Origin of the sequence: Pseudomonas sp. 10-1B (assembly GCF_000935045.1) — a bacterium.
In the GTDB taxonomy this organism is placed as follows: Bacteria; Pseudomonadota; Gammaproteobacteria; order Pseudomonadales; family Pseudomonadaceae; genus Aquipseudomonas.
Window position 1 is genome coordinate 1 of sequence record NZ_JYKS01000068.1, and the last position, 25385, is coordinate 25385.

The following is a 25385-nucleotide window of genomic DNA, read 5'->3' on the forward strand; positions in this document are numbered from 1 at the left end:
ACAAACGTAGGAGCGAGCGCCAGCTCGCGATGCGCCGCGCGGGCGGCGCTCGATCTCACAGGCGCTGAAGCTGCTGTGGCGAGCACCCGGCAACCCTGATGTCCTTGCCAGAAACCATAGAATCTCCCACAGGTGACCCCGCTAGCCTTCGAAAATCGGGTAAGGCGGTTGCCCTACAGCCCTTTCAGCCTTTTCCTTCAACTCTGCAAGTGGCCCTGTGCCGCTCCACTGCCTTAAACTCGGCCCCTCTCCCTGGAAGGCGCTACCCATATGGAAATCCAATGGTGGATCTGGCTAGTCTTCGGCATCGCCCTGATCCTGCTCGAACTGGTCCTGCCGACGTTCTTCATCCTCTGGTTCGGCATCGGTGCCGTGCTGGTCTCGCTGGTCTCGCTCGCCGCCCCCAGCCTTCAACTGGACATGCAGGTGCTGCTGTGGGTGCTGCTGTCATCGGTCACCACTGCACTGTGGTTCAAGCTGTTCCGGCGCAAGCAGCCGGATGTGCGCTGGACCGCCGACAGCGTGATCGGCGAAGTGGGCTTGCTGACCACTGGCGTCTCGGAGTTCCAGAAAGGCCGCGTGCGCTTCCAGAAGCCGATCCTCGGCAACGAAGAATGGACCTGCATCGCCGATGGCGAAATCCCGGCCGGCGAGCGGGTACGCATTACCGCCATCGAGGGCAACACCGCCCGTGTCATCCGGGCCTGAATCCGCATTAAAAGGAAGTTTGCATCATGACCAGCCTCATCATCGTCGGCGCCATCGCCTTGTTCGTCCTGATCACCGTGTTCAAGGGCGTGCGCATCGTGCCCCAGGGCGAGGAATGGATCGTCGAGCGCCTGGGCCGCTACCAGAGCACGCTCAAGCCCGGCCTGAACATCGTCATCCCGTACATGGACGTGGTCGCCTACCGCCTGCCAACCAAGGACATCATCCTCGACGTGCAGGAACAGGAAATCATCACCAAGGACAACGCGGTGATCGTCGCCAACGCCCTGTGCTTCGCCAAGGTGGTCGACCCGCAGAAAGCCTCCTACGGCGTGCAGAACTTCTCGTTCGCCGTCACCAGCCTGACCATGACTTCGCTGCGCGCCATCGTTGGCGCCATGGACCTGGACGAAGCGTTGTCCAGCCGCGAGCAGATCAAGGCACGCCTGCGCGAGGCGATGTCCGAGCAGACCGAAGACTGGGGCGTGACCGTGCGCTCGGTGGAGATCCAGGACATCAAGCCGTCGGAAAACATGCAACTGGCCATGGAGCGCCAGGCAGCCGCCGAACGTGAGCGCAAGGCCGACGTGACCCGCGCCGAAGGGGCCAAGCAGGCGGCGATCCTCGAGGCCGAAGCACGCCTGCAGGCAGCCAGGCTGGATGCCGAGGCGCAGATCAGCCTGGCCGAGGCCTCGGCGCGGGCGATTTCGCTGGTCAAGGACGCGGTGGGCAACGAGACCGTGCCGGCAATGTACCTGTTGGGTGAACGCTATGTGGGGGCGATGGAGAACCTGGCGGGCAGCAGCAATGCCAAGGTGGTGGTGTTGCCGGCAGACCTGCAAGAGACCGTGCGCGGGTTGATGGGTCGCAACAAGGCTTGAGATTGATTTGGCCTGCTTCGGGGGCACGCCCGCTCCCACAGGTACTGCACAGCTCTCAAGGCTGTAGGCAATCCTGTGGGAGCGGGCATGCCCGCGAAGCAGGCGACATCACTTCAACTGCCTGCGTCACTTCACCGCACCCCGCCATTTTTACCTATACTCGGCCTTACAATAGCCACCACGATTCCTGACCGGATCTCTCCATGCCCCCACGTCGGCACATCGCCTGGATAGCCTGCCTTGCAGTGCTGTTCAACCTGCTGGCCATGCCGCTGGCCTCAGCTGTGCCCAAAGGCCCGGCCGAGCAGCTGCTGTGGGGGGCTTTCTGTTCCAGCATGGCCAGCAAGGCCAAGGTCGACGTCCAGGCCCTGGCCAAGATCGACCTCGGCCCGCAAAGCGACGACAGCGCCAGCATGATGAATTGCTGGTGCTGCTCCGGTGCCGCACCGCTGCTGGCCCTGCCCGGCTACCCGCCGCAGTTGCACAACCCGCCAGCGCTGCGCGCCGGGCTGCTGCCGCCACCTGCCGACTACCAACCGACGCCGCGCCAACTCCGGCCTGCGCTCAACCCCCGTGCCTCTCCGTTGGCCTGAGTTCATCACGCTGTTTGCCTGAACCTGAACACAACGGAGATTCATCATGCTCAAGCACGCCCTCGTCGTGGCCGCCCTGCTGCTGCCCGGTGCCTTTGCCAACGCTCACGAATACACCGTGGGTGACCTGCACATCGCCCACCCTTGGTCGCTGCAGTTGCCCCCCAACGCACCCAATGTCGCCGCCTATTTCGTGGTGCATAACAATGGCAAGGCCGACGACCGCCTGCTGAGCGTCGACAGCCCCATCAGCGATGATGCGCAACTGCATGAACATGCCATGAGCGCCAGCGGCGCCATGAAGATGCAGCAGGTGCCCAGCGTGGTGGTGCCCGCCGGCAAGGACCTGACCTTCGCCCCCAGCGCCTACCATGTGATGCTGATGCAGCCCAAGGACCGCAGCCTGCTCAGCGACGGCAAGCGCTTTCCGTTGACCCTGCACTTCGAAAAGGCCGGCGACATCACCGTCGAGGTGGCCGTGCAGAAGCAGGCCCCAACGGACCAGCCGCAAGCCCACGAACACGCGCACTGACCACCCGCTGAAAGGCACTCGCCATGAGCCTGCCGCGCAACAGCATCAGCCGTACCACCCGCCCTGACCGCAGGCGCGCCGGTGGCGGATGGCTGAGCCTGTTCGCCATGTGGATGATCTTCATCGGCCCGCTGATTTCCCAGTCGATGCCGATGGATCACCACGCCGGCATGAGCATGCCGATGGAGATGCCGGTGGCGGCTGCCCATCAGCATGGCGGCGACACCCATCACGGCCACGGCGGTGATGGCCAGCTGCACGTGATGTGGGAAAAGTGCGGTTACTGCAGCCTGTTGTTCAACTGCCCGGCCCTGCCCCAGGCCCTCAGCCCGCTGAGTGCCGGCAGCGTCATCCCTTCCCTCCACCTGCTTGCGCCAACGCACCAGGGCCATGCCCGGCAGGCTGTATTCCCTGGTGCGCGCAGCCGCGCCCCGCCTTCCTCGATCAGCGTCTGAACACACTTTTTTGCGCACGGAGCCAGGAGGCTTCGCGCTAACTCATGACTGATCGACTGGAATCATTATGTCCGGCTGCACCCCTGTTTTTGCCTTGTCCCTGCGTGGGGCCATTGCCGCCGTGTGCGGTTCGCTGCTCGCGCCCGTGGCTCTGGCCGCCGACCCTGGCCATGAAGGCCACACGCACGACGCACCCGAGCTGAGCCCGACGGTGATCACCGCCGTGGCCCCGAGCTCGCCGCTGACCGTGGTCACCAACCCGAAAGACCCGCGCCAGCCGGTGCCGGCCAGCGACGGCGCCGACTACCTCAAGACCATCCCCGGCTTCTCGGCCATCCGCGCCGGCGGCACCAATGGTGACCCGGTACTGCGCGGCATGTTCGGCTCGCGCCTGAACATCCTCACCAACGGCGGCCTGATGCTCGGCGCCTGCCCCAACCGCATGGATGCCCCCACGTCCTACATTTCGCCGGAAACCTACGACCGCCTGACCGTGATCAAAGGCCCGCAAAGCGTGATCTGGGGCCCGGGCGGCTCAGCGGGTACCATCCTCTTCGAGCGCGAACCGGAGAAGTTCGGCACCCTCGGCAGCCGCGTCAACGCCAGCCTGCTGGCCGGTTCCAACGGCCGCTTCGACAAGGTGCTGGACGCCGCTGCCGGCAACAGCCAGGGCTATGCCCGCTTCGTCGGCAACCAGTCGCGCTCGGACGACTACCACGACGGCAACGATGACACCGTGCCGTCGCGCTGGGACAAATGGAACGGCGATGTCACCCTCGGCTGGACGCCCGACCAGGACACCCTGCTGGAACTGACTGCCGGCAAGGGCGATGGCGAAGCCCGCTATGCCGGGCGCGGCATGGACGGCTCGCAGTTCAAGCGCGAAAGCCTGGGCCTGCGCTTTGAAAAGTCCAACCTCGGCGAGGTGCTGGACAAGGTCGAGGCGCAGGTCTACTACAACTACGCCGACCATGTGATGGACAACTACAGCCTGCGCACGCCGTCGGGCAGCGGCATGATGGGCATGCCGATGGTCAGCAACGTCGACCGTCGCACCATGGGCGCGCGCATCAAGGCCACCTGGCGCTGGGCCGACGTGCAACTGATCAGCGGCATCGACGCGCAGACCAACGAACATCGCCAGCGCGGCGGCATGGGTGTGGACGCGCACAAAGGCCAGGCCTGGACCAAGGACGCCGACTTCCACAACTACGGTGCCTTCAGCGAACTGACCTGGTACGTCAGCGGTGAAGACCGCCTGATCACCGGCGCCCGCCTGGATCGCGCCTCGGCCCGCGACTTCCGCCAAGGCAGCGCCACCGAAGGCGACACCCGCGCCGACACTCTGCCCAGCGGCTTCATCCGCTACGAGCACGACCTGGCAGCCATCCCGGCCACCACCTACATCGGCCTCGGCCATGCCCAGCGCTTCCCCGACTACTGGGAGCTGTTCTCGCCCAAGCTGGCACCGCCCGGTGCGGCCAATGCCTTCGACGGTATCAAGCCAGAAAAGACCACCCAGCTCGACTTCGGCATCCAGTACCGCGACGAGCGCCTGGAAGCCTGGGCCTCGGGCTATGTCGGGCAGATCCGCGACTACATCCTGTTCGACTACCGCACCGGCATGATGGGCATGAGCACCTCCCAGGCACAGAACATCGACGCCCGCATCATGGGTGGCGAACTGGGCGCCGCCTACCAGCTGAGCGAAAACTGGAAGGCCGATGCCACGCTGGCCTACGCTTGGGGCAAGAACAGCAGTGATGGCAAAGCGCTACCGCAAATGCCTCCCCTGGAAAGCCGCCTGGGCCTGACCTACAGCCGCGACGTGTGGAGCGTCGGTGCGCTGTGGCGGCTGGTGGCGGCGCAGAACCGCATCGCCGAGAACCAGGGCAACGTGGTCGGCAAGGACTACGACAAGAGCGCCGGCTTCGGCGTGTTCTCGTTCAACGGCGCCTACAAGGTGAACAACAACCTCAAGCTCAGCGCAGGGGTCGACAACCTGTTCGACAAAACCTACGCCGAGCACTTGAACCTGGCCGGGAACGCCGGGTTCGGCTACCCGGCAACCGATCCACAGCCGGTCAATGAGCCAGGCAGGACCTTCTGGACCAAGGTCGACTTCAGCTTCTGACAACAACAACGGGCGCAGCTTCGGTGGCGCCCATCTGCTGGTCAAACAGGAGGTTCCCATGAGAGGAACACGCATCAATTTCTATAACCTGGCCTGGCGTTGGCACTTCTATGCGGGGCTGTTCGTCGCCCCGTTCATGATCCTGTTGGCGATCACCGGGATCATCTACCTGTTCAAGCCACAGCTCGACCCGCTGCTGTACCGCGACCTGATGGTGGTGGAAGCCGGCCACCACCGACAGGGTGCCGACCTGATGCTGGCCGAAGTGCGCCAGGCCTACCCCAACGGCCACGTCGGCCAGTACCTGCCGCCGTTGAATGCCGAGCGCAGTGCGCAGTTCGTGGTGCATGACGGCGGGCGTGAACTGAACGTGTTCGTCGACCCTTACAGCGGCAAGGTGCTCGGTGAGCAAGACGGCAAGCAGAACCTGCAGGCCATCGCCCGTGCCCTGCATGGTGAGTTGATGGTCGGCACGGTCGGCGACCGCCTGGTGGAACTGGCCGCCGGCTGGGGCATCGTGCTGGTGGTGTCGGGCCTGTACTTGTGGTGGCCGCGTGGGCGCAATGGCGCTGGCGTGCTGTGGCCAAGGCTGTCGGCGCGCGGCCGATTGTTGTGGCGCGACCTGCACGCGGTTACCGGCTTCTGGGGCTCGGCCTTGCTGTTGCTGATGCTGGTCAGCGGCATGACCTGGACCGGCCTGTGGGGCAAGCAGTACGCCGATTTGTGGAACCGCTTCCCGGCGGCCATGTGGAACGACGTGCCCAAGTCGGACCAGCAGGCGCGCGAACTGAACAGCGCGCACCGCCAGACCGTGCCCTGGGCAATGGAAAACACGCCGATGCCGCAGTCCGGCGCGCACGCCGAACACGCCGGGCACCACATGATGTCGAACATGCCGGCTGCGCCCCAGGTGAGCGTGCAGCAAGTCGAAGACATCGCCACCTCGCGCCAGGTCGAGCCGGGCTACAGCATTACCCTGCCCACCACGGCAGAGGGTGTGTTCACCATCGCCGTGTTCGCCGACGACCCGCGCAACGACGCCACCCTGCATGTCGACCAGTACACCGGCAAGGTGCTGGCCGATGTGCGCTGGCAGGACTACAGCCCGGTCGCTCGCGCTACCGAGCTGGGGGTGATGCTGCATGAAGGCAAGATGTTCGGGGCGCTCAACCAGGTCATCATCCTGCTGGTGTGCCTGATGATCCTGCTGGGTTCGGTGAGCGGGCTGGTGATGTGGTGGAAGCGCCGGCCCGAGGGTGGGCTGGGAGTGCCACCTTTGCGCCATGACCTGCCGCGCTGGAAGACGGCGGTGGGGGTGATGCTGGTATTGGGGGTGATGTTCCCGCTGGTGGGGGTGTCGATGGTGGTGATGTGGGTGGTGGATAGTCTGGTGGTAAGGCGCCGCCGGGTGCTGGCCAGCGCTTGAGCCTTGTATTGCCTGTGCCGGCCCTTTCGCGGGTAAACCCGCTCCTACAAGGGACCGCGTTGCCCTTGTAGGAGCGGGCTTGCCCGCGAAGAGGCCGGTACAGGTAGAACACTGCTACCCAAAAGTCGAGTCGATCTGTCGCGCGCCGAACTGGAACGCGCGTGTTAGCCTAGCCGGCTACCTCTGACAAGAAGACCGACCTTTCAAGGGAATGCAGCCTATGACCTCACCCACAGCGCCAGATGAACAGCATCTGCAGCGCAACCTCACCAACCGCCACATCCAGTTGATCGCCATTGGCGGCGCGATCGGCACCGGCCTGTTCATGGGCTCGGGCAAGACCATCAGCCTGGCCGGACCGTCGATCATCTTCGTCTACATGATCATCGGCTTCATGCTGTTCTTCGTCATGCGCGCCATGGGCGAACTGCTGCTGTCGAACCTGAACTACAAGTCGTTCATCGACTTCTCCGCCGACCTGCTCGGCCCCTGGGCTGGTTACTTCACCGGCTGGACCTACTGGTTCTGCTGGGTGGTCACCGGCATCGCCGATGTGGTCGCCATCGCTGCCTACACGCAGTTCTGGTTCCCCGACCTGCCGCAGTGGATACCGGCGCTGTCCTGCGTGGCGTTGCTGCTGTCGCTGAACCTGGTGACCGTGAAAATGTTCGGTGAGATGGAGTTCTGGTTCGCCCTGATCAAGATCGTCGCCATCCTCGGCCTGGTCGCCACCGGCCTGTACATGGTCATCAGCGGTTTCACCTCGCCCAGCGGGCGTACCGCGCAACTGGCCAACCTGTGGAATGACGGCGGCATGTTCCCCCATGGGTTGATGGGCTTCTTCGCCGGCTTCCAGATCGCGGTGTTCGCCTTCGTCGGCATCGAGCTGGTGGGCACCACCGCCGCCGAAGCGAAAAACCCGGAGCGTACCCTGCCGCGGGCGATCAACTCGATCCCGGTACGGATCATCGTGTTCTATGTATTGGCCCTGGTAGCGATCATGGCCGTGACCCCATGGCGCGACGTGGTGCCGGGCAAGAGCCCGTTCGTAGAGCTGTTCGTGCTGGCCGGCCTGCCAGCGGCGGCCAGCATCATCAATTTCGTGGTGCTGACCTCGGCGGCCTCGTCGGCCAACAGCGGTGTGTTCTCCACCAGCCGCATGCTCTTTGGCTTGAGCCAGGAAGGTGATGCACCCAAGGCGTTCGAGAAACTGTCGAGCCGCTCGGTGCCGGCCAACGGCCTGTATTTCTCCTGCACCTGCCTGCTGCTGGGGGCGGTGCTGATCTACCTGGTGCCGAACGTGGTCGAGGCGTTCACCCTGGTCACCACGGTGTCGGCAGTGCTGTTCATGTTTGTCTGGACGCTGATCCTGCTGTCTTACCTGAAGTACCGCAAGCACCGCGCCGCGCTGCACCAGGCGTCGAAGTACAAGATGCCTGGCGGGCGCTTCATGTGCTACGTGTGCCTGGTGTTCTTTGCCTTCATTCTGGTGTTGTTGAGCCTGGAGGCGGATACCCGTTCGGCACTGGTCGTCACGCCGATCTGGTTCCTGCTGCTGGCGGTGACCTACCAGTTCGTGCGCAGCAAGCGCCATTTGCGCACAGCTGTGCATAACGGCTGATGGCCCAGGGGGCTGCTTTGCAGCCCTTTCGCGACACAAGGCCGCTCCCACAAGGTGTACGCCGTCAAATGTGGGAGCGGCCTTGTGTCGCGATGGGCCGCACAGCGGCCCCAATCCTGTGCACACCAAAATACCAGGCACCAACCTGGACCTCCCATACGCCCCAACAGCTCGCACAACCCCTCTATCCCGCCCTTCCCGCCATTAGGCACACCCCTTGCAACGCCCCTCCCCGCTTGCCCAACACATAAAAACCCAGCGGAGAGAGCACATGAAGCGTCGCAGTCTGATCAAGGCCTTTACCCTCAGCGCATCGATTGCCGCAATGGGCCTGAGCTGGAGTATCCAGGCCGCCGAGACCATCAAGGTCGGCATCCTGCATTCGCTGTCGGGGACCATGGCCATTTCCGAGACGTCGCTCAAGGACATGGCGCTGATGACCATCGAGCAGATCAACGCCAAGGGGGGCGTGAATGGCAAGCTGCTCGAACCGGTGGTGGTCGACCCGGCCTCCAACTGGCCGCTGTTCGCCGAAAAGAGCCGCCAGCTGCTGACCCAGGACAAGGTCGCCGTGGTATTCGGCTGCTGGACCTCGGTGTCGCGCAAGTCGGTACTGCCAGTGTTCGAAGAACTCAACGGCCTGCTGTTCTACCCGGTGCAGTACGAGGGTGAAGAGATGTCGCCGAACGTGTTCTACACCGGCGCCGCGCCCAACCAGCAGGCCATCCCCGCCGTGGAATACCTGATGAGCGAAGACGGCGGCAACGCCAAGCGCTTCTTCCTGCTGGGCACCGACTACGTCTACCCGCGCACCACCAACAAGATCTTGCGCGCCTTCCTGCACAGCAAGGGCGTGGCCGACAAGGACATCGAAGAGGTGTACACGCCGTTCGGCCATAGCGATTACCAAACCATCGTCGCCAACATCAAGAAGTTCTCCGCCGGTGGCAAGACTGCGGTCATCTCCACGGTCAATGGCGACTCCAACGTGCCGTTCTACAAGGAACTGGCCAACCAGGGCCTGAAGGCCACCGACGTGCCGGTGGTGGCGTTCTCGGTGGGCGAAGAAGAGCTGCGCGGCATCGACACCAAGCCACTGGTGGGCCACCTGGCAGCGTGGAACTACTTCGAGTCGGTGGATAACCCGGTGAACCAGAAGTTCGTTGCCGACTGGAAGGCCTACGCCAAGGCCAAGAATCTGCCAGGTGCCGACAAGGCAGTGACCAACGACCCGATGGAGGCCACCTACGTGGGCATCCACATGTGGGCGCAGGCAGTGGAGAAAGCCCAGTCCACCGACGTCGACAAGGTGCGCGAGGCACTGGCCGGGCAGAGCTTCGAGGCACCGTCGGGCTTCACCCTGACCATGGACAAGAGCAACCACCACCTGCACAAGCCGGTGATGATCGGCGAGATCCAGGATGACGGGCAGTTCAGCGTGGTATGGGAAACCGAGCAGCCGCTGCGGGCGCAGCCGTGGAGCCCGTTCATTCCGGGCAACGACAAGCGCCCGGACTATGCAGTGAAAGGTAACTGAGTGCACTGGGGCTGCTTTGCAGCCCATTCGCGGGTGAACCCGCTCCTACAGGGATCGCGCAGGTTTCAAACCTTGCGCCGTACCTGTGTAGGAGCGGGTTCACCCGCGAAGAATCCACCGCCGATTTCCAGGATTACCCGCATGCTCAGACTCCTGCTCACTCTCCTGCTGCTAATCCCCCTGGCAACCCAGGCCAACGAGGGCGAGTTCTTCCTCAGCGCCAAGCCCGCCGAGCAGGCCCGCCTGCTCGAAAGCTGGGCAGCACAACCCGATGCCGCACGCCTGCCACTGCTGGAAAACCTGCGCCAAGGCCGCATCGCCGCCGACGACACCCGCAAGGTGCGCCTGAACAACCGCCTGCGCGGCCTGATCGACAACGCCCTGGCCAGCCACCAGTTGCTCAGCGACAACAGCGACACCCGCCTGGCCGCTGCCCAGCAACTGCAAAAAAGCGCACAACCGGCGCAAATGGCCTTCCTCGACCGGCGCTTCGCCAGCGAACCCGACGCCGCCGTGCACGCCGCCCTGGGCCTGGCCCTGGCCAACCTGCAGCTGGGCGCCAGTGAGCCGGCAGTGCGCCTGGCCGCCGTGCGCCTGCTGGGTGAAACCGGTGACCCACTGGCCCGTACCCGTCTCGAAGCGCTGCTGCAACCCGACGCAGAAACCAACCCAGGCGTGCGCACCGCCGCCGAAACCAGCCTGGCCCAGGTCCAGCGCAAACTGCTGGTCGGCGAACTGCTCGGCCAGGCCTTCAGCGGCTTGTCGCTGGGTTCGATCCTGCTGCTGGCGGCGCTCGGCCTGGCCATCACCTTCGGCCTGCTCGGGGTGATCAACATGGCCCACGGCGAGATGCTGATGCTTGGCGCCTACAGCACCTACATGGTCCAGGTGCTGCTGCAGCGCTACGCCCCGGGCGCCATCGAGTTCTACCCGCTGATCGCCCTGCCGGTGGCCTTCGCCGTCAGTGCCGGGGTCGGCATGGCGCTGGAGCGCACGGTGATCCGTCACCTGTATGGCCGCCCGCTGGAAACCCTGCTGGCCACCTGGGGCATCAGCCTGATCCTGATCCAGGCCATCCGCCTGCTGTTCGGCGCGCAGAACGTCGAAGTGAGCAACCCGGCATGGCTATCGGGCGGCATCCAGCTGCTGCCCAACCTGGTGCTGCCGTACAACCGCCTGGTGATCATCGGCTTCGCCCTGGCCGTGGTGCTGCTCACCTGGCTGCTGCTCAACCGCACGCGGCTGGGCCTGAACGTGCGTGCAGTCACCCAGAACCGCAACATGGCTGCCTGCTGCGGCGTGTCCACCGGGCGCGTCGACATGCTCGCCTTCGGCCTCGGCTCGGGTATCGCCGGGCTTGGCGGCGTGGCCCTGAGCCAGGTCGGCAACGTTGGCCCGGACCTGGGCCAGAGCTACATCATCGACTCGTTCCTGGTGGTGGTGCTTGGCGGTGTCGGGCAACTGGCGGGCAGCCTGTGGGCGGCGTTTGGCCTTGGCATCGCCAACAAGCTGCTGGAGCCGCAGATTGGCGCCGTGCTCGGCAAGATCCTCATCCTTGCGTTGATCATTCTGTTCATCCAGAAGCGCCCGCAAGGCCTGTTCGCCCTCAAGGGACGGGTAATCGACTGATGAACCAGCCACTGCTTGTCACCGCCACGCAAAAAGCCGGGCCGCGCCTGTCGCTGGCCATCGGTACCATCGTCGTCCTGGCCCTGCTCGCCCTGCCGCTGCTGTCACTGCTGCCGGCGGACCATGCCCTGCAAGTCTCGGCCTACACCCTGACCCTGGTCGGCAAGATCCTCTGCTACGCCATCGTCGCCCTGGCCCTGGACCTGGTCTGGGGTTACGCCGGGCTGCTGTCGCTGGGCCACGGCCTGTTCTTCGCCCTTGGTGGCTATGCCATAGGCATGTACCTGATGCGCCAGGCGGCCGGTGACGGCCTGCCGGGGTTCATGGCCTTCCTGTCGTGGACCGAGTTGCCCTGGTACTGGGCCGGCACCCAGCACTTCGCCTGGGCCCTGTGCCTGGTGGTGCTGGCGCCCGGGCTGCTGGCGCTGGTGTTCGGCTGGTTCGCCTTCCGCTCGCGAATCAAGGGCGTGTACTTCTCGATCATGACCCAGGCCCTGACCTTCGCCGGCATGCTGCTGTTCTTCCGCAACGAAACCGGCTTTGGCGGCAACAACGGCTTCACCAGCTTCCGCACCATCCTTGGCTTCGACATCGCTGCCCAGGGCACCCGCGCGGTGTTGTTCCTGCTCACCCTCGGCCTGCTGCTGGCCAGCCTGTACCTGTGCTGGCGCCTGACCCGCAGCAAGTTCGGCCGCCTGCTCACGGCCGTGCGCGACGCCGAGAACCGCCTGATGTTCTGCGGCTACGACCCGCGCGGCTTCAAGCTGCTGGTGTGGGTGCTGAGCGCCGTGCTGTGCGGCCTGGCCGGTGCGCTGTACGTGCCGCAGGTAGGCATCATCAACCCCAGCGAGATGTCGCCGACCAACTCTATCGAGGCCGCCGTGTGGGTGGCCCTGGGTGGGCGTGGCACGCTGATCGGCCCGCTGCTCGGTGCCGGCCTGGTCAATGGCATGAAAAGCTGGTTCACCGTGGCCTTCCCGGAGTTCTGGCTGTTCTTCCTCGGCGCGCTGTTCATCCTCGTCACCCTGTACCTGCCCAAGGGCGTGGTCGGCCTGTTGAAGAAAAGGAGCCAGCCATGAGAGGCGTGCCCCCGGTCCACCCTGAATTCATGCTCGAGCCGGTGTTCGACAACCTCGGCAACAGCCGTGAGGCGATCGGCCTGGGCCACAGCCGCAAGGCCGGCCTCGACACCCGCCACGGCACGGTACTGAGCCTGGAGGACATCAGCGTCAGCTTCGATGGCTTCAAGGCGCTAAACGCGCTCAACCTGTACATCGGCGTGGGTGAACTGCGCTGCATCATCGGCCCCAACGGCGCCGGCAAGACCACGATGATGGACGTGATCACCGGCAAGACCCGCCCCGACACTGGCAGCGCCTACTTTGGCGACACCCTCGACCTGACCCGCATGAGCGAGTACCAGATCGCCCAGGCCGGCATTGGCCGCAAGTTCCAGAAGCCCACGGTGTTCGAGGCACTGACGGTGTTCGAGAACCTGGAGCTGGCGTTGAAGACCGACAAGTCGGTGTGGGCCAGCCTGGCAGCCCGCTTGGGCGATGAGCAACACCAGCGTATCGAAGAGGTGCTGGCCACCTTGCGCCTGCTGCCCTTGGCCCAGCGCCAGGCAGGCTTGCTGTCGCATGGGCAGAAGCAGTTTCTGGAGATCGGCATGCTGCTGGTGCAGGAGCCGCAATTGCTGTTGCTCGACGAACCGGTGGCCGGCATGACCGATGCCGAGACCGAGTTCACCGCCGAGCTGTTCAAGGGCCTGGCTGGCAAGCATTCGCTGATGGTGGTGGAGCATGACATGGGTTTTGTCGGCAGCATTGCCGACCATGTGACCGTGCTGCACCAGGGCAGCGTGCTGGCGGAGGGGTCGCTGGAGCAGGTACAGGCGGATGAGCGGGTGGTCGAGGTGTATCTGGGCCGCTAGACATGGAAACCTGCGCTGGCCTCTTCGCGGGTAAACCCGCTCCTACACCCGTGGCATTACACGGTCCATGTAGGAGCGGGTTCACCCGCGAAAGGGCCAGCACAGGCACAGCAACCCTTTCAGGAACACCAACATGCTCAAGATCGACACCCTGCACCAGTACTACGGCGGCAGCCACATCCTGCGCGGCCTGTCCTTCGAGGCCAAGGTCGGCGAAGTCACCTGCCTGCTGGGTCGCAATGGCGTGGGCAAGACCACCTTGCTGCGCTGCCTGATGGGCCTGGTGCCGGCCCGCGAAGGCAGTATCGAATGGGAAGGCAAGCCGATCAGCGCCCTCAAACCCCAGCAACGGGTCCAGGCCGGCATCGCCTACGTGCCCCAGGGCCGCGAGATCTTCCCGCGCCTTACCGTCGAGGAGAACCTGCTGATGGGCCTGTCGCGCTTCCCCGCCCGCGAGGCCCGCGAAGTACCGGCCTTCATCTACGAGCTGTTCCCCGTACTGGAACAGATGAAGCAGCGCCGTGGCGGCGACCTGTCCGGCGGCCAGCAGCAACAGCTGGCCATCGGCCGCGCCCTGGCCAGCCGCCCGCGCTTGCTGATCCTCGACGAGCCGACCGAAGGCATCCAGCCCTCGGTGATCAAGGAAATCGGCGCAGTGATCCGCCGCCTGGCCGAACGCGGCGACATGGCCATCCTGCTGGTGGAGCAGTTCTACGACTTTGCCGAACAACTGGCCGACCAGTACCTGGTCATGGCCCGTGGCGAAATCGTCCAGCGTGGCCGCGGCGAAAACATGCAAGCCGAAGGTGTGCGGGGGCTGGTAACCATTTAATCTGCAAACAACGACCCTGCGAGACGCTGTCATGAGTTATGAAATCCGCGACGCCCTGCCTATCGACGTGCCGGGCATCCTCGACATCTACAACGACGCGGTGCGCAACACCACGGCGATCTGGAACGAAACCCCGGTCGACCTGGCCAACCGCCAGGCCTGGTTCGAAGCACGGGCCCAGCAGGGTTACCCGATCCTGGTGGCGGTGGATGAGACTGGCGTGCTGGGCTATGCCTCGTTTGGCGACTGGCGGCCGTTCGAGGGCTTTCGCCTTACCGTGGAACATTCGGTGTATGTTCGTGGCGACCAGCGTGGCAAGGGGTTGGGGCCTCTGCTGATGGCGGCGCTGATCGAGCGTGCGAAGGGCTGTGGCAAGCATGTGATGGTGGCAGCCATCGAGAGTGGCAATGCGGCGTCGGTGCGCCTGCATGAGCGGCTGGGCTTCGTGGTGACCGGGCAGATGCCGCAGGTGGGGGTGAAGTTTGGCCGCTGGCTGGATTTGACCTTCATGCAACTGCTGTTGAACCCAGGCGCCGAGCCAAGCTGAAATGCGAGCCCATGTGGGAGCGGCCTTGTGTCGCGAAAGGGCTGCGTAGCAGCCCCAGATCTCTGTTCCACCTCAATATCGCCGGGGCTGCTTTGCAGCCCTTTCGCGACACAAGGCCGCTCCCACATGGGCCGGTGCGCTGACTCACATCTGGATAAACCGGCCCAGCCGCTGCTTCAACATGCTGTTCTCACTGCGCAACTGCTGCACTTCCTCCAACAACTCCAGCGCCAGCGCCACCCCTTCCCATTCCAGCTCCAGGTCCTGGTGCAGCTTCGCCGCGCGCCTGGCCAGCAGCGGGGCCTGATCGTCGAACAGCCAGTCCTCCGGCGTTCGCCCGGAAGGCTCGACAATGCCGTGCTCGACAATCTCGATCACGCAGTCAGCCGTGATATCGGCCTCCTGACACAGGGTACGCATGTCCAGTTGAACGATCAGGGTGCTGCTCATGGTTACTTACTCCATTGTGTCCTCGGATTGAACGCGGCCTTTTCGGAAAGCTTGGCCCACAGTTCACGGGTAGACTCGTCGGATGTCGTCGGCATAACCACTTTGAGCTGCGCGTAGAGGTTGCCGCGCTCGCCCTGCTTGTTCGCCAGGCCCTTGCCCGGCACGCGCAGGCGCTGGCCGCTCTGGCTGTCGGGGCGGATGGTCAGGTTGATCTTGCCGTCCAGGGTAGGCACCGCCACCTTGGCGCCCAAGGCCGCCTCCCACGGTGCCAGCGGCACGGTGATGATCAGGTCATGACCTTCGACATCGAACAGCGGATGCGGTGCCATGCGAATGGTCAGGAACAGGTCGCCGTTGGCCCCGCCACCGCTGCCCGGCGCGCCCTGGCCCTTGAGGCGAATGCGCTCGCCGTCGGCCACCCCGGCCGGGATCTTCACGTTCAGGGTCTTGGTGGTGAAACCGGTGCGCTGGCCCAGGGCATTGGTTTGCGGCACCTGAAAGCTGATCTGCTTGGACTCCTTGTTCAGGGTCTCTTCAAGGAATACCGCCAGTTCAAGCTCCACGTCCTGCCCTCGCCTGCCGGCACTGCGTTGCTGTTGCCGAGCACCACCGAAGGGGTTGCCACCCCGCCCGCCGAAGATCGAGCTGAAGAAGTCGGAGAAATCGCCGCCCTCGAAGCCGCCGCCACCGCCACGGTTCTCCCAACCCGGTGGTGCCTGGAATGGCCGGCCATGCTGGCCACCATACTTGCGAATCTCGTCGAACTCGGCACGTTTCTGCGCGTCGCCCAGCACTTCGTAGGCCTCGTTGGCCTCTTTGAATTTTTCCTCGGCGTCGCGCTCCTTGCTGACATCGGGGTGATACTTGCGCGCCAGCTTGCGGTACGCGGCCTTGATCGCCTTTTCGTCCGCCGTGGGCTCTACGCCGAGTATCTTGTAATAGTCTTTGAAGTCCATCTATGGATCACCAATGTGAATGTACGTGTTGCAACAGAAGATAGGGGTCAAGCATAGCCTTTCAAGACCGCCTTGGCTTTGCCCCATGGCAGACGACTGGTCTTGATTCTGTAGCCAACTGGCATACACTGCGCGGCCGTTTTGCCCTCCGGAAGCTCATTTCCCATGTCTGACGTATCCCCGGCCCGTGCCCTGGGCATCGACTTTGGCACCTCCAACTCCACCGTCGGCTGGCATCGCCCCGGCGTCGAGTCGCTGATTGCCCTGGAAGACGGCAAGATCACCCTGCCTTCGGTGGTGTTCTTCAACATCGAGGAACGTCGCCCGGTGTATGGCCGCCTGGCGCTGCACGAGTACCTGGAAGGCTACGAAGGCCGCCTGATGCGCTCGCTGAAAAGCCTGCTGGGCTCCAAGCTGATCAAGCACGACACCAGCGTGCTGGGCAGCGCCCTGCCGTTCAAGGACCTGCTGGGCATGTTCATCGGCGAGTTGAAAAAGCGCGCCGAGGCCGCCGCTGGTCGCGAATTCGAGCAGGTGGTGCTGGGCCGCCCGGTGTTCTTCGTCGACGAAGACCCGGCTGCCGACCAGGAGGCCGAGGACACCCTGGCCGAGGTAGCGCGCAAGCTCGGCTTCAAGGACGTGTCGTTCCAGTACGAGCCGATTGCCGCGGCCTTCGACTATGAGTCGGGCATCAGCCGCGAAGAGCTGGTGCTGATCGTCGACATCGGTGGTGGTACCTCGGACTTCACCCTGATCCGCCTGTCGCCCGAGCGCCACCAGGTGGCCGAGCGCCAAAGCGACATCCTCGCCACCGGTGGCGTGCATATCGGCGGTACCGACTTCGACAAGCAATTGAGCCTGCAAGGCGTGATGCCACTGTTCGGCTATGGCAGCCGCATGAAGAGCGGCGCACTGATGCCCACCAGCTACCACCTCAACCTGGCTACCTGGCACACCATCAACGCCCTGTACTCGCAGAAGTCGCAGCTGGCCCTGGGCAGCATGCGCTACGACATCGAGGACACCCTGGGCATCGACCGCCTGTTCAAGCTGATCGAAGAGCGTGCCGGGCACTGGTTGGCAATGGAAGTGGAGGCCAGCAAGATCGAGCTGACCGAGCAGCAGAGCCGCCGCGTCGACCTCGGCCGCATCGAGCACGAGCTGGGCGTGGACCTGTCGCGGGCGCTGTTCGAGGGCGCTATCGAAGGGCTGCTGGAGCGCGTGCGCGGTAGCGTGAGCGAACTGTTGGCCAAGGCTGGCGTGAGCGAAGGCCAGGTCGACACGGTGTTCTTCACCGGCGGTTCCAGCGGGATTCCGGCGCTGCGCAACAGCGTGGCGGCGATGCTGCCGAACGCGCGGCATGTGGAAGGCAATATCTTCGGCAGCATCGGTAGCGGCCTGGCCATCGAGGCGCGCAAGCGGTACGGCGCTGCCTGAGGCATCTCTTTAGCCTGTACCGGCCTCTTCGCGGGCTTGCCCGCTCCCACAGGTACTGCACAGGTTTTGGATTCTGTGCGGTCCCTGTGGGAGCTGGCTTGCCGGCGATGAGGCCGGCACAGGCTGATGATGGATCAGACCAGCTCGGCCCGCTTCAGCTCACTCTTCAGGTACGCGTAATAGATCGGCCCCGCCACCACCCCAGGCAGCCCGAACGCCGCCTCGAACACCAGCATCGCCAGCAGCAATTCCCACGACTTGGCACTGATCTGCCCGCCGACGATCCGCGCGTTGAGGAAATATTCGACCTTGTGGATGACGATCAGGTACCCCAGCGCCGCCGCCGCCACCCAGATCGACAGCGACAAGCCGACGATGGTGATCAGGGTATTGGACATCAGGTTGCCGATCACCGGCAGCAGGCCCAGCAGGAAGGTCAGCACGATCAGCGTCTTGGTCAGCGGCAGGTGCACGCCGAACATCGGCAGCACCACAGCCAGGAAGATGCCGGTGAAGGTGGTGTTGAGCAGCGAGATCTTGATCTGCGCGAAGACGATGTTGCGAAACGCCTGCACCAGCAGGCTCAGACGCTCGAACAATGCCGCTGCCAGCGGCTTGCGCCGGGAGATGTCGGGGATGCGCTGCAGGGCGAGGATGGCCCCGAGGATCATGCCGATCAGCAGGGTGACGAACATGTGCGCCATGCCCTTGCCGACCAGTTGCAGGTCGCTCAGGTGGCTCTTGATCCAATCACCGATAGCCACCTTGAACTCCGCCGCGCTGGCCGGCAGGTAGCCCTCGATGAAGGGCGGCAGTTGCCCGCGGGCACGCTCGACCAAGGCCATGAACTTGTCCAGCGAAGCACCGGGGTTTTCCGCTTCGTGCAGCAGAAAGCTGAAGGCGCCGGCAATCAGCAGCGTCAGGGTGCTGACCACCAACGTGCCAAGCAGGGCCACGGCCAGCCAGCGGGCGCGTTGCCCGGCAATCAGCGGCTGCAGCCGCGGCGTGAGCATGTTGACCAGCTCGAACACCAGCAGGCCGGCCAGCAGGCTCGGCAGTAACTTCATCGGCAGCGCCAGCAACAGACCGGCAAACACGATGATCCAACTGGCCAGGGTGATCTGGCGGGGGGTGAAGGTCATACAGCCTCAACGGCAGACAACGGAAAAGACCCGCAGTCTGCCAGCCTTATGCCTACAGGCATAGGCGCAGGTCATTTCTTCTTCAGGCAGTCGCTCATGAACGCCTTGCGCTCGTCACCCTTGAGCGCCTTGGTGGTGGCGTCGGCGTTGCAGGTTTTCATCTTCTCTTGCTGGGTTTGTGGCACGTCTTTCTTCAGGCAGGTGCTCATGAAGGCTTTGCGTTCATCGCCCTTGAGGGCCTTGGCGGTGGCGTCGGCATTGCAGGTTTTCATCTTTTCCTGCTGAGCGGTATTGGCGGCGAAGCCTTGGGCGCTGAACAACACCGCCAGTACCAGCAAGGGAATTTGCAGCAATTTCATGGAGTGGTCTCCTTGGCTCCGCGCCCGATGCACGGGGGTCGCGCTGAGTGTAGTCAATAATTCTCAGCGCCCTGCCCGCGCCTGGCGGCGGTATTGCTCGGGCGTGCATTGGGCCTGGCGCTGGAACATGGCGATGAATGCCGAAGCACTGCTGTAGCCCAGGTCGAACGCGATGGCCTGGATCGGCAGGCCGGCTTCCAGCGCTTCGATGGCGCGCAGAAAGCGCAGGCGCAGGCGCCATTCGCCAAAACTGATGCCCAGCTCGCGCAGGAACTGGCGGGCCAGGGTGCGCTCGCTGACATGTACCCGGGCGGCCCAGGCGGCCAGCGGGCGGTTGTCCCCGGGCTCGGCGCTGAGGGCGTCGAGCACCTGGCACAGGCCATCGCTGTGCGCAAAGGGCAAGTAGCAGGCCTGGGTGGGCGCCAGCAACAACTGGTCGAGCAGCACCTGCATTAGGCGCTGGTCGCGTTCGTCGTGGGCCACCTTGAGGTCGCGCCGGGCGAAGTCGGCAAGGATCGCCTTGAGAATGTCGCTGATCATCAGGCTGCAGGGTTGCTGCGGCAGCGCGGCGCACAGGCTGCGGTCGAGATAGATCGAACGGTAGACGATCGCCTGCGGGTTGTAGCAGCCATGCACAGTGTCGGGAGGCACCCACACAGCGTAGTGCGGTGGCGACAGGAAGCGCTGGCCGGCGACATCCAGGTGCATCACCCCGTGGGCGGTGTAGTTGAGCTGGCCCCAGGCGTGCTGGTGCAAGGCACTATGGGTGTCGGCGCCGAACTCGTCGTGGCGGAAGTACACCAAGGCCGGGAGTTGGTTGAACTGGGGGATGTCGAGGTATTTGCGCGGCATGCTGACTGTTTTGCGGGGCGGGTTGTCTGGATAGGAGTATAGGCTTGTGAACGGACAACCGATAATACAGACCGATCGAGGGCCTGCCTTGCAGGCCTTCGCGGGCTTGCCCGCTCCCACAGGATTTGCGCCGGTCTCCGGGCCAGTGACATCCCAGTGGGAGCGGGCAAGCCCGCGAAGGGCTGCAAAGCAGCCCCAACCAGTCCAAAACGAGTATCCCGCTCCATGAACTACCTGTTCCCCCTAACCGCCATCCTCATCTGGGCCGGCAACACCGTGGTCACCAAGATGTCCGCCGGTGCCATCCAACCCGCCGAGATTGGCTTCTACCGCTGGCTGCTGGCGGCCTTGCTGTTCACCCCGTTCCTGCTGCCCGCCGTGTGGCGCAACCGTGCAGCCATCCGCCCGCAACTGGCCAAGGTGTTCGTGCTGGGCGTGCTGGGCATGGCGCTGTACCAGAGCCTGGCCTACTTCGCCGCCGGCATCACCAGCGCCACCAACATGGGCATCATCCTCTCGCTGATGCCGCTGATGTCCCTGGCGCTGTCCATCGCCTGGCTGGGCCAGCGCCTCAGCTATGGTGCCCTGCTGGGCGCCATGGTGTCGTTTTTCGGCGTGCTCGAAGTGGTCAGCGCCGGCCACCCCGCCAGCCTGCTGGAACAGGGCCTGAACGGCGGCGACCTGCTGATGCTGGTGGCCACCCTGGCCTACGCGCTGTACAGCTTCCTGCTGAAGAAATGGCAACTGCGCCTGCCGCCCATGCAGTTGCTGTACCTGCAAGTGCTGGTGGCGATCGTGGTGCTGCTGCCGCTGTTCCTGCTGTCGGACAAGACCGGCCTGAACAGTCGCAACATCGGCCTGGTGCTGTATGCCTGCGTGCTGGCCTCGATGATCGCGCCACTGGTGTGGATGCAGGCCGTGCACCGCCTGGGGCCCAGCCGTACCACACTGTTCTTCAACCTGCTGCCACTGGTCACCGCATTGATCGCCGCCGTGGTGCTCAACGAGCAACTGGCCAGCTACCACCTGGTCGGTGGCCTGCTGACCCTGGCCGGCGTGGTACTGGCCGAGCGCTGGACTACGCCGATCCGCCGTTAAAGCCCCGCGGCCTTGAGCCGGGCGACATGTTCGGTGAACAGCCGCACCGGCTCGGCACCTTTGCCCACCGCGCCAAGCGACTGGTTGACGATATCCAGGTGATCGAGCGGGTAATCGTCGCCGATTACCTGCCCCAGGTGCGAGCTGAAGCGCCCGACCATGCCGTCGCAGTGGCCCTTTTCCTTGACGAAACTGCGCGCGAACAGGCGGCAGAAGCGGCTGCTGCCGTCGAAACGGTTGCGCCCTTGGTCGGTCAGGCCGGGCTGCAAGGTGCCGGACCATGAGTAGTAGCGCACGCCGTTGACTTCATAGTCCCCTTCCCCGCCCCAGGTCTGCGGCAACCCTTGTGGATAAGCCTGGTTGAACAGCGCCACCCCGGCGCTGGTCAGCGACTGGTGCGAGGCGTGCACATCTATGGGTAGCGGGTCGCGGCGCCAGCCGGTTTCCAGCCACACCAGCAGCACGGCAAAGCCATGCAGTACAGCCTTGAGGATACGCCCCTGGGGTGAATCACCGGGCGCCGTGCGCTCCAGGTGGTCGGCCAGCTCCGAGCCATGGTTGGGGCCTGCCACCGAGGTGACCGAAGCCACCCGCCCGGGCCGCCTGGCCGCAGCGTAGCGCGCGCTCAAGGCGCCCTGGCTATGGCCGATGAGGTTGACCTTTTCCGCGCCCGTGCGCTGGCAGATGTCTTCGATGATCAGCAGCAACTGCTCGCCGCGCACCTCGCTGGAGTGCAGCGGCGAAACCTGCACTGGAAACACCTGCGCCCCGCCCTTGCGCAAGGCCGGGACGATACCGAACCAGTAGGGATAAAGCAGTACCCGCACAAAGCCGAGCATGCCCGGCACCAGCACCAGCGGGTATCGCGTGGCCAATTCCTGCTGCATTGTCCCAGCCCCTTTCCATGGACGACCAGCCAACACTACAGCGGCCAGGATGACCATCGCAATCGAACTCCCGGCGCGCGCTGTGGTTCCAAACCAGACAGACCCTTTGCAAGGAGCGGGAACATGTACAAGCAGACCCTGGCAATCCTTCTGGCAAGCGCCACCCTGGCCGCCTGCGGCAGCCGCCCGGAAAACCCGGTGGATTACGTCACCTACCGCGAGGAGCCGCTGGTCAAGCAGGTGGAACACGGCATGACCATGCAGAAGGTCATCGCGATCGGCGGTAGCCCGTCTAGCGTGATGGACCTGCCTCATGGCGGTACCTGTAACGACTACATCCTCAACCGCGACGGCCATCAGCAGCCCTACTACGTGCGCTTCGATGCCACTGGCCATGTCGATGCCAAGGGCTTCAAGACCTGCAAACAACGCGAAGAAGACAGCGACGCCGTCGATGGCGCGTAAGCCTTCCAGAACATTCCCATGACCACCCTGATGCTTCCGGAGACGAACATGAATGCGACTGAACTGACCGATGTGCAAACCCTGCGCGAACGTGCCCGCCAGCATGTCGAGCAAGGCGCGGTGACCGAGGGTTACCACGCCGACCGCAAGGAAATCCTGCGTCTGCTCAACGAGTCGCTGGCCACCGAGCTGGTCTGCGTGCTGCGCTACAAGCGGCACTACTTCATGGCCAGCGGCATCAAGGCCAGCGTGGCGGCCGATGAATTCCTCGAGCATGCCAACCAGGAGGCCGAACACGCCGACAAATTGGCCGAGCGGATCGTGCAACTGGGCGGGGAGCCGGATTTCAACCCGGATAACCTGACCAAGAACTCCCATGCCCAGTACGTGGCGGGCAATTCGTTGAAAGAGATGGTGCTGGAGGACCTGGTGGCCGAGCGGATCGCCATCGACAGCTACCGTGAGATCATTCAGTACATTGGCGACAAGGACCCGACCACCCGGCGCATCTTCGAAGACATCCTGGCGCAGGAGGAAGAGCACGCGGACGATATGTCCGATTTGTTGCAAGGCTTGTAATTGCTGGGGGCGCTTTGCGCCCCTATCGCGACGCAAGGCCGCTCCCACAGACCTCAAGGTTTGCGCGATACCTGTGGGAGCGGCCTTGTGTCGCGATGGGCTGCAAAGCAGCCCTCTGCTATTTCCGCCCTTTCACCGCCGCCGGCGCCTTGCCCGCCTTCATCTGCTGCAACAGCGGTGTGCATTGGTTGGGATCATCCCCGCTGCTGGGCGCAATCAACGCCAGCAACCCCGCCGCCGGCCCGGCCACCACGCCCAGCGCCAGCATCCCCGCGCCACGCAACGCCAGCGGCACCGCCTGCACACCGGCGCTCGGCTTGGCGAAAGGCCCACGCACATACAGCGGCGAACGCAACGAGAACAACCGCAGGCCTTTCGATTCCGGGGTAATTTTCAGGTCCAGTTGCTCGCTGGCAAAATTGGCCGTGCCGTTGATGTAGATAATCGCGTTCTCGGTATCGAAGATGAACAGGCGCGTAGTCGCCAGACCATTCTTGATGCCCACATCGGCCGCCGCGCAGTTGATCTTCACGTCCTCATCGCCAAACAGCTTGCCGACCACGTAGTTGCCCACGTTCAACCCGGCAATCTCCATCAGGCCGCGGCTGATAGCGCCGTCATTGATCAGCATGCGCAAGTCACCATTGGCGGTGCCCAGCAGGGCAGCCACCGAGTTGCCGCGGCCGCTGATGTCGGCATCGCCGTTCAACTCGCCAAAGCTGGTCTGCATCGGTGCGAAGGTGGGGAACAGTTGCTTGAGCTTGAAGCCTCGCGCCGTCAGCCGGGCCCGCCCCTGCAGCGGCACGCTGCGCCCGTCCAGGCGAATGTTGGAGGCCAGGTTGCCGCCGGCCACGCCGAAGCGCAGCGGGTCCAGGCGCAGCAGGCCGTCGTCCAGGATCACATGGGCCGACAGGTCGTTGAAGGGCAGTTGCGCGCTATGCACGATGCGCTTGCCGGCAAAGGTCACGTCGGCATCCATGGCGCGCCAGCGCTCGGTGCGGAATTCTTCGACCGGCAGCACTTTGCCCGTCGGCTGCTTGCTGGCACCGCCACGGGCCTTCTGCTCGGCATTGGAGTCGGCGCCGATCAGCGGCGCCAGGTCCTTGAACAGCAACTGGTTGGACACCAGGTTACCGGACAGCTTGGGCCGTGGTTGGCTGGCAACGAAGGCCAGGTCGCCGTGAATATCACTGTCACCGATCTTGCCGTTGAAGCCCTGGTAGTCGAAGGTCGCGCCTTGCGGAGCATGCAGATTGGCAGTGAGGTGGCCGTCGGTGGAGTAGGCCGGGGTGTCCGGCAAGGTCACCCCGGTCAGCGGGTACAGGTTGCCGAGGCTAGCGCCCGACAAACGCAGGCGCAGATCGAGGGCGCCTAGGCTAAGCGGGTCGGTCAGGGTACCGGCCAGCACCACATGCGTGTCGGCGATGCGCACGTCGGCCTGCAGCGGGAACGGCTGGCTGGCGTCCTGCAGGGCCAGCAGGCCGCCAATCTTGCCGGTGCCGGACACCGGCTGGCCTTTGTAGCGGCCCTGGGCCTTGAGCCCGAAGGCGTAGTCCTGCGCAGCGCCGGCCTTTTCGGCATTGGCCTTGCCGACGATGTCGCTGAACGGGATCGGTTTGCCCAGGGGGTCGATCTGCACCTTCATGCTGGTTTTCAGGGTTTGGTCGTCGAAGCTGACATTGCCTTGGTCGAAACCGATGGCGCCGATATCCAACTGCCACTTGGAGGGTTCTGCGTTTTCATCCTTGGGGCCGAAATCGAAGGTCCAGTTGGCCCGGCCATCGGCCAGGCGCGTAAGGCTGGCGGTGGGCTTGGTCAGGTCGATGCGCGGGATGCTGATCTGCTGGAACAGCAGCGGCAGCGGTGCCAGGCGAAACTCGACACGCTCCAGGCCGACCATTCTTGGCTCCTTGAGCCACTCGGGGTTGCCCAGGGTCAGGTCCTCGGCAATGAAGTGCGGCCATGGCACCCAGGCCCGCCAGCCGCCCTCTTCCGGCTCGGTGCGCCAGTGCACGGCGAGGTTGCCATTGATGGCGAAGGGCCGCTGCAGGGCCTCGGAGACTTTCTCATTGAGCAGCGGCTTGACGCGGTTCCAGTCGAAGGTGGCGATCACCACCACCAGGATCGCCAACAGGGTCAGCAGGCTGGTGAGGGTCCAGACGAGGATTCTGACGGGACGCGTCATTGCGTGATTCTCCTTGCGGTATGACACAAAACAGGCGCAGCGGTGGCACTCAATATGTCGGACTGACGAAAACCCGTGGGGTTTTATCGATGGCGCCATGATAGCGAAGTTTTTCCTGGCCTTTTGCTCAGCAATTCGACGTATCAG

25 protein-coding genes are annotated in these 25385 nt (G+C 64.3%); 18 read left to right on the forward strand and 7 right to left on the reverse strand.

Annotation, left to right across the window (positions count from 1 at the left end; all coding sequences use genetic code 11):
- Window positions 1-270: 270 nt before the first annotated feature.
- The 14 genes from TZ03_RS26310 to TZ03_RS26375 all read left to right on the forward strand — a co-directional run bounded on the left by TZ03_RS26310 (window position 271) and on the right by TZ03_RS26375 (window position 14828).
- Window positions 271-708, forward strand: coding sequence for an NfeD family protein (locus TZ03_RS26310; RefSeq protein WP_051101257.1), 438 nt, complete (start codon window positions 271-273; stop codon window positions 706-708).
- Between the two features lie 26 nt (window positions 709-734).
- Window positions 735-1589 carry an SPFH domain-containing protein gene (locus TZ03_RS26315; protein WP_051101258.1) on the forward strand — a complete coding sequence of 285 codons (855 nt, stop codon included), beginning with the start codon at window positions 735-737 and terminating at the stop codon, window positions 1587-1589.
- 203 nt (window positions 1590-1792) lie between these two features.
- Window positions 1793-2182 (forward strand): DUF2946 domain-containing protein, encoded by a 390-nt coding sequence (locus tag TZ03_RS26320; RefSeq protein WP_051101259.1) that lies wholly within the window; start codon window positions 1793-1795, stop codon window positions 2180-2182.
- A gap of 46 nt (window positions 2183-2228) precedes the next feature.
- Window positions 2229-2714, forward strand: a complete 486-nt coding sequence (locus tag TZ03_RS26325) for a copper chaperone PCu(A)C (RefSeq protein WP_051101260.1) — start codon at window positions 2229-2231, stop codon at window positions 2712-2714.
- A gap of 23 nt (window positions 2715-2737) precedes the next feature.
- The gene (locus tag TZ03_RS26330; RefSeq protein WP_051101261.1) at window positions 2738-3169 is read left to right on the forward strand and encodes a DUF2946 domain-containing protein; all 432 of its coding nucleotides are present in this window, start codon (window positions 2738-2740) and stop codon (window positions 3167-3169) included.
- Between the two features lie 67 nt (window positions 3170-3236).
- Window positions 3237-5303 carry a TonB-dependent copper receptor gene (locus TZ03_RS26335; protein ID WP_051101262.1) on the forward strand — a complete coding sequence of 689 codons (2067 nt, stop codon included), beginning with the start codon at window positions 3237-3239 and terminating at the stop codon, window positions 5301-5303.
- Window positions 5304-5361: 58 nt separating this feature from the next.
- On the forward strand, window positions 5362-6729 hold the full coding sequence (locus tag TZ03_RS26340) for a PepSY-associated TM helix domain-containing protein (RefSeq protein ID WP_051101263.1): 1368 nt from the start codon (window positions 5362-5364) through the stop codon (window positions 6727-6729).
- Window positions 6730-6949: 220 nt separating this feature from the next.
- A complete protein-coding gene (gene cycA / locus TZ03_RS26345; protein WP_051101264.1) occupies window positions 6950-8350 on the forward strand; it encodes a D-serine/D-alanine/glycine transporter in 1401 nt (466 codons plus the stop codon).
- Between the two features lie 271 nt (window positions 8351-8621).
- Complete coding sequence (gene urtA, locus TZ03_RS26350; protein ID WP_051101265.1) at window positions 8622-9887, forward strand: urea ABC transporter substrate-binding protein; 1266 nt, start codon at window positions 8622-8624, stop codon at window positions 9885-9887.
- Between the two features lie 141 nt (window positions 9888-10028).
- Window positions 10029-11516, forward strand: coding sequence for an urea ABC transporter permease subunit UrtB (urtB, locus tag TZ03_RS26355; protein WP_051101266.1), 1488 nt, complete (start codon window positions 10029-10031; stop codon window positions 11514-11516).
- On the forward strand, window positions 11516-12595 hold the full coding sequence (urtC, locus tag TZ03_RS26360) for an urea ABC transporter permease subunit UrtC (RefSeq protein ID WP_051101267.1): 1080 nt from the start codon (window positions 11516-11518) through the stop codon (window positions 12593-12595). The genes urtB and urtC overlap by 1 nt, the downstream gene beginning before the upstream one ends.
- Complete coding sequence (gene urtD / locus TZ03_RS26365) at window positions 12592-13449, forward strand: urea ABC transporter ATP-binding protein UrtD (RefSeq protein WP_051101268.1); 858 nt, start codon at window positions 12592-12594, stop codon at window positions 13447-13449. Before urtC ends, urtD begins: the two co-directional genes overlap by 4 nt.
- A gap of 133 nt (window positions 13450-13582) precedes the next feature.
- A complete protein-coding gene (urtE, locus tag TZ03_RS26370; protein ID WP_051101269.1) occupies window positions 13583-14281 on the forward strand; it encodes an urea ABC transporter ATP-binding subunit UrtE in 699 nt (232 codons plus the stop codon).
- Window positions 14282-14312: 31 nt separating this feature from the next.
- Window positions 14313-14828: a GNAT family N-acetyltransferase gene (locus tag TZ03_RS26375; protein WP_051101270.1), complete on the forward strand. Its 516-nt coding sequence runs from the start codon at window positions 14313-14315 to the stop codon at window positions 14826-14828.
- Window positions 14829-14972: 144 nt separating this feature from the next.
- Here TZ03_RS26375 and TZ03_RS26380 read toward each other — a convergent pair whose 3' ends face one another.
- Both TZ03_RS26380 and cbpA read right to left on the reverse strand, forming a co-directional pair.
- Window positions 14973-15278: a chaperone modulator CbpM gene (locus TZ03_RS26380; RefSeq protein ID WP_051101271.1), complete on the reverse strand. Its 306-nt coding sequence runs from the start codon at window positions 15276-15278 to the stop codon at window positions 14973-14975.
- A 2-nt stretch (window positions 15279-15280) separates the two neighbouring features.
- On the reverse strand, window positions 15281-16234 hold the full coding sequence (gene cbpA, locus TZ03_RS26385) for a curved DNA-binding protein (protein WP_051101272.1): 954 nt from the start codon (window positions 16232-16234) through the stop codon (window positions 15281-15283).
- Window positions 16235-16399: 165 nt separating this feature from the next.
- On the opposite strand from cbpA, the gene TZ03_RS26390 reads away from it, so the two are divergent.
- Window positions 16400-17671: an Hsp70 family protein gene (locus tag TZ03_RS26390; RefSeq protein ID WP_051101273.1), complete on the forward strand. Its 1272-nt coding sequence runs from the start codon at window positions 16400-16402 to the stop codon at window positions 17669-17671.
- A 134-nt stretch (window positions 17672-17805) separates the two neighbouring features.
- Here TZ03_RS26390 and TZ03_RS26395 read toward each other — a convergent pair whose 3' ends face one another.
- The 3 genes from TZ03_RS26395 to TZ03_RS26405 form a co-directional block, all read right to left on the reverse strand.
- Window positions 17806-18813: an AI-2E family transporter gene (locus TZ03_RS26395; RefSeq protein WP_051101274.1), complete on the reverse strand. Its 1008-nt coding sequence runs from the start codon at window positions 18811-18813 to the stop codon at window positions 17806-17808.
- A gap of 71 nt (window positions 18814-18884) precedes the next feature.
- Window positions 18885-19172 (reverse strand): PsiF family protein, encoded by a 288-nt coding sequence (locus TZ03_RS26400; protein WP_051101275.1) that lies wholly within the window; start codon window positions 19170-19172, stop codon window positions 18885-18887.
- Window positions 19173-19235: 63 nt separating this feature from the next.
- Window positions 19236-20024, reverse strand: coding sequence for an AraC family transcriptional regulator (locus TZ03_RS26405; RefSeq protein ID WP_051101276.1), 789 nt, complete (start codon window positions 20022-20024; stop codon window positions 19236-19238).
- 225 nt (window positions 20025-20249) lie between these two features.
- Here TZ03_RS26405 and TZ03_RS26410 point away from each other — a divergent pair, with 225 nt between their 5' ends.
- The gene (locus TZ03_RS26410; protein ID WP_051101277.1) at window positions 20250-21122 is read left to right on the forward strand and encodes a DMT family transporter; all 873 of its coding nucleotides are present in this window, start codon (window positions 20250-20252) and stop codon (window positions 21120-21122) included.
- Here the strand turns inward: TZ03_RS26410 and TZ03_RS26415 are convergent.
- Window positions 21119-22009 (reverse strand): esterase/lipase family protein, encoded by an 891-nt coding sequence (locus TZ03_RS26415; RefSeq protein ID WP_051101278.1) that lies wholly within the window; start codon window positions 22007-22009, stop codon window positions 21119-21121. The genes TZ03_RS26410 and TZ03_RS26415 overlap by 4 nt on opposite strands.
- Before the next feature lie 123 nt (window positions 22010-22132).
- Here TZ03_RS26415 and osmE point away from each other — a divergent pair, with 123 nt between their 5' ends.
- Both osmE and TZ03_RS26425 read left to right on the forward strand, forming a co-directional pair.
- Window positions 22133-22474: an osmotically-inducible lipoprotein OsmE gene (gene osmE, locus TZ03_RS26420; protein ID WP_051101279.1), complete on the forward strand. Its 342-nt coding sequence runs from the start codon at window positions 22133-22135 to the stop codon at window positions 22472-22474.
- Between the two features lie 48 nt (window positions 22475-22522).
- Window positions 22523-23053 carry a ferritin-like domain-containing protein gene (locus TZ03_RS26425; protein WP_051101295.1) on the forward strand — a complete coding sequence of 177 codons (531 nt, stop codon included), beginning with the start codon at window positions 22523-22525 and terminating at the stop codon, window positions 23051-23053.
- A 118-nt stretch (window positions 23054-23171) separates the two neighbouring features.
- Here TZ03_RS26425 and TZ03_RS26430 read toward each other — a convergent pair whose 3' ends face one another.
- Window positions 23172-25238, reverse strand: a complete 2067-nt coding sequence (locus TZ03_RS26430; RefSeq protein WP_051101280.1) for an AsmA family protein — start codon at window positions 25236-25238, stop codon at window positions 23172-23174.
- Window positions 25239-25385: the final 147 nt, after the last annotated feature.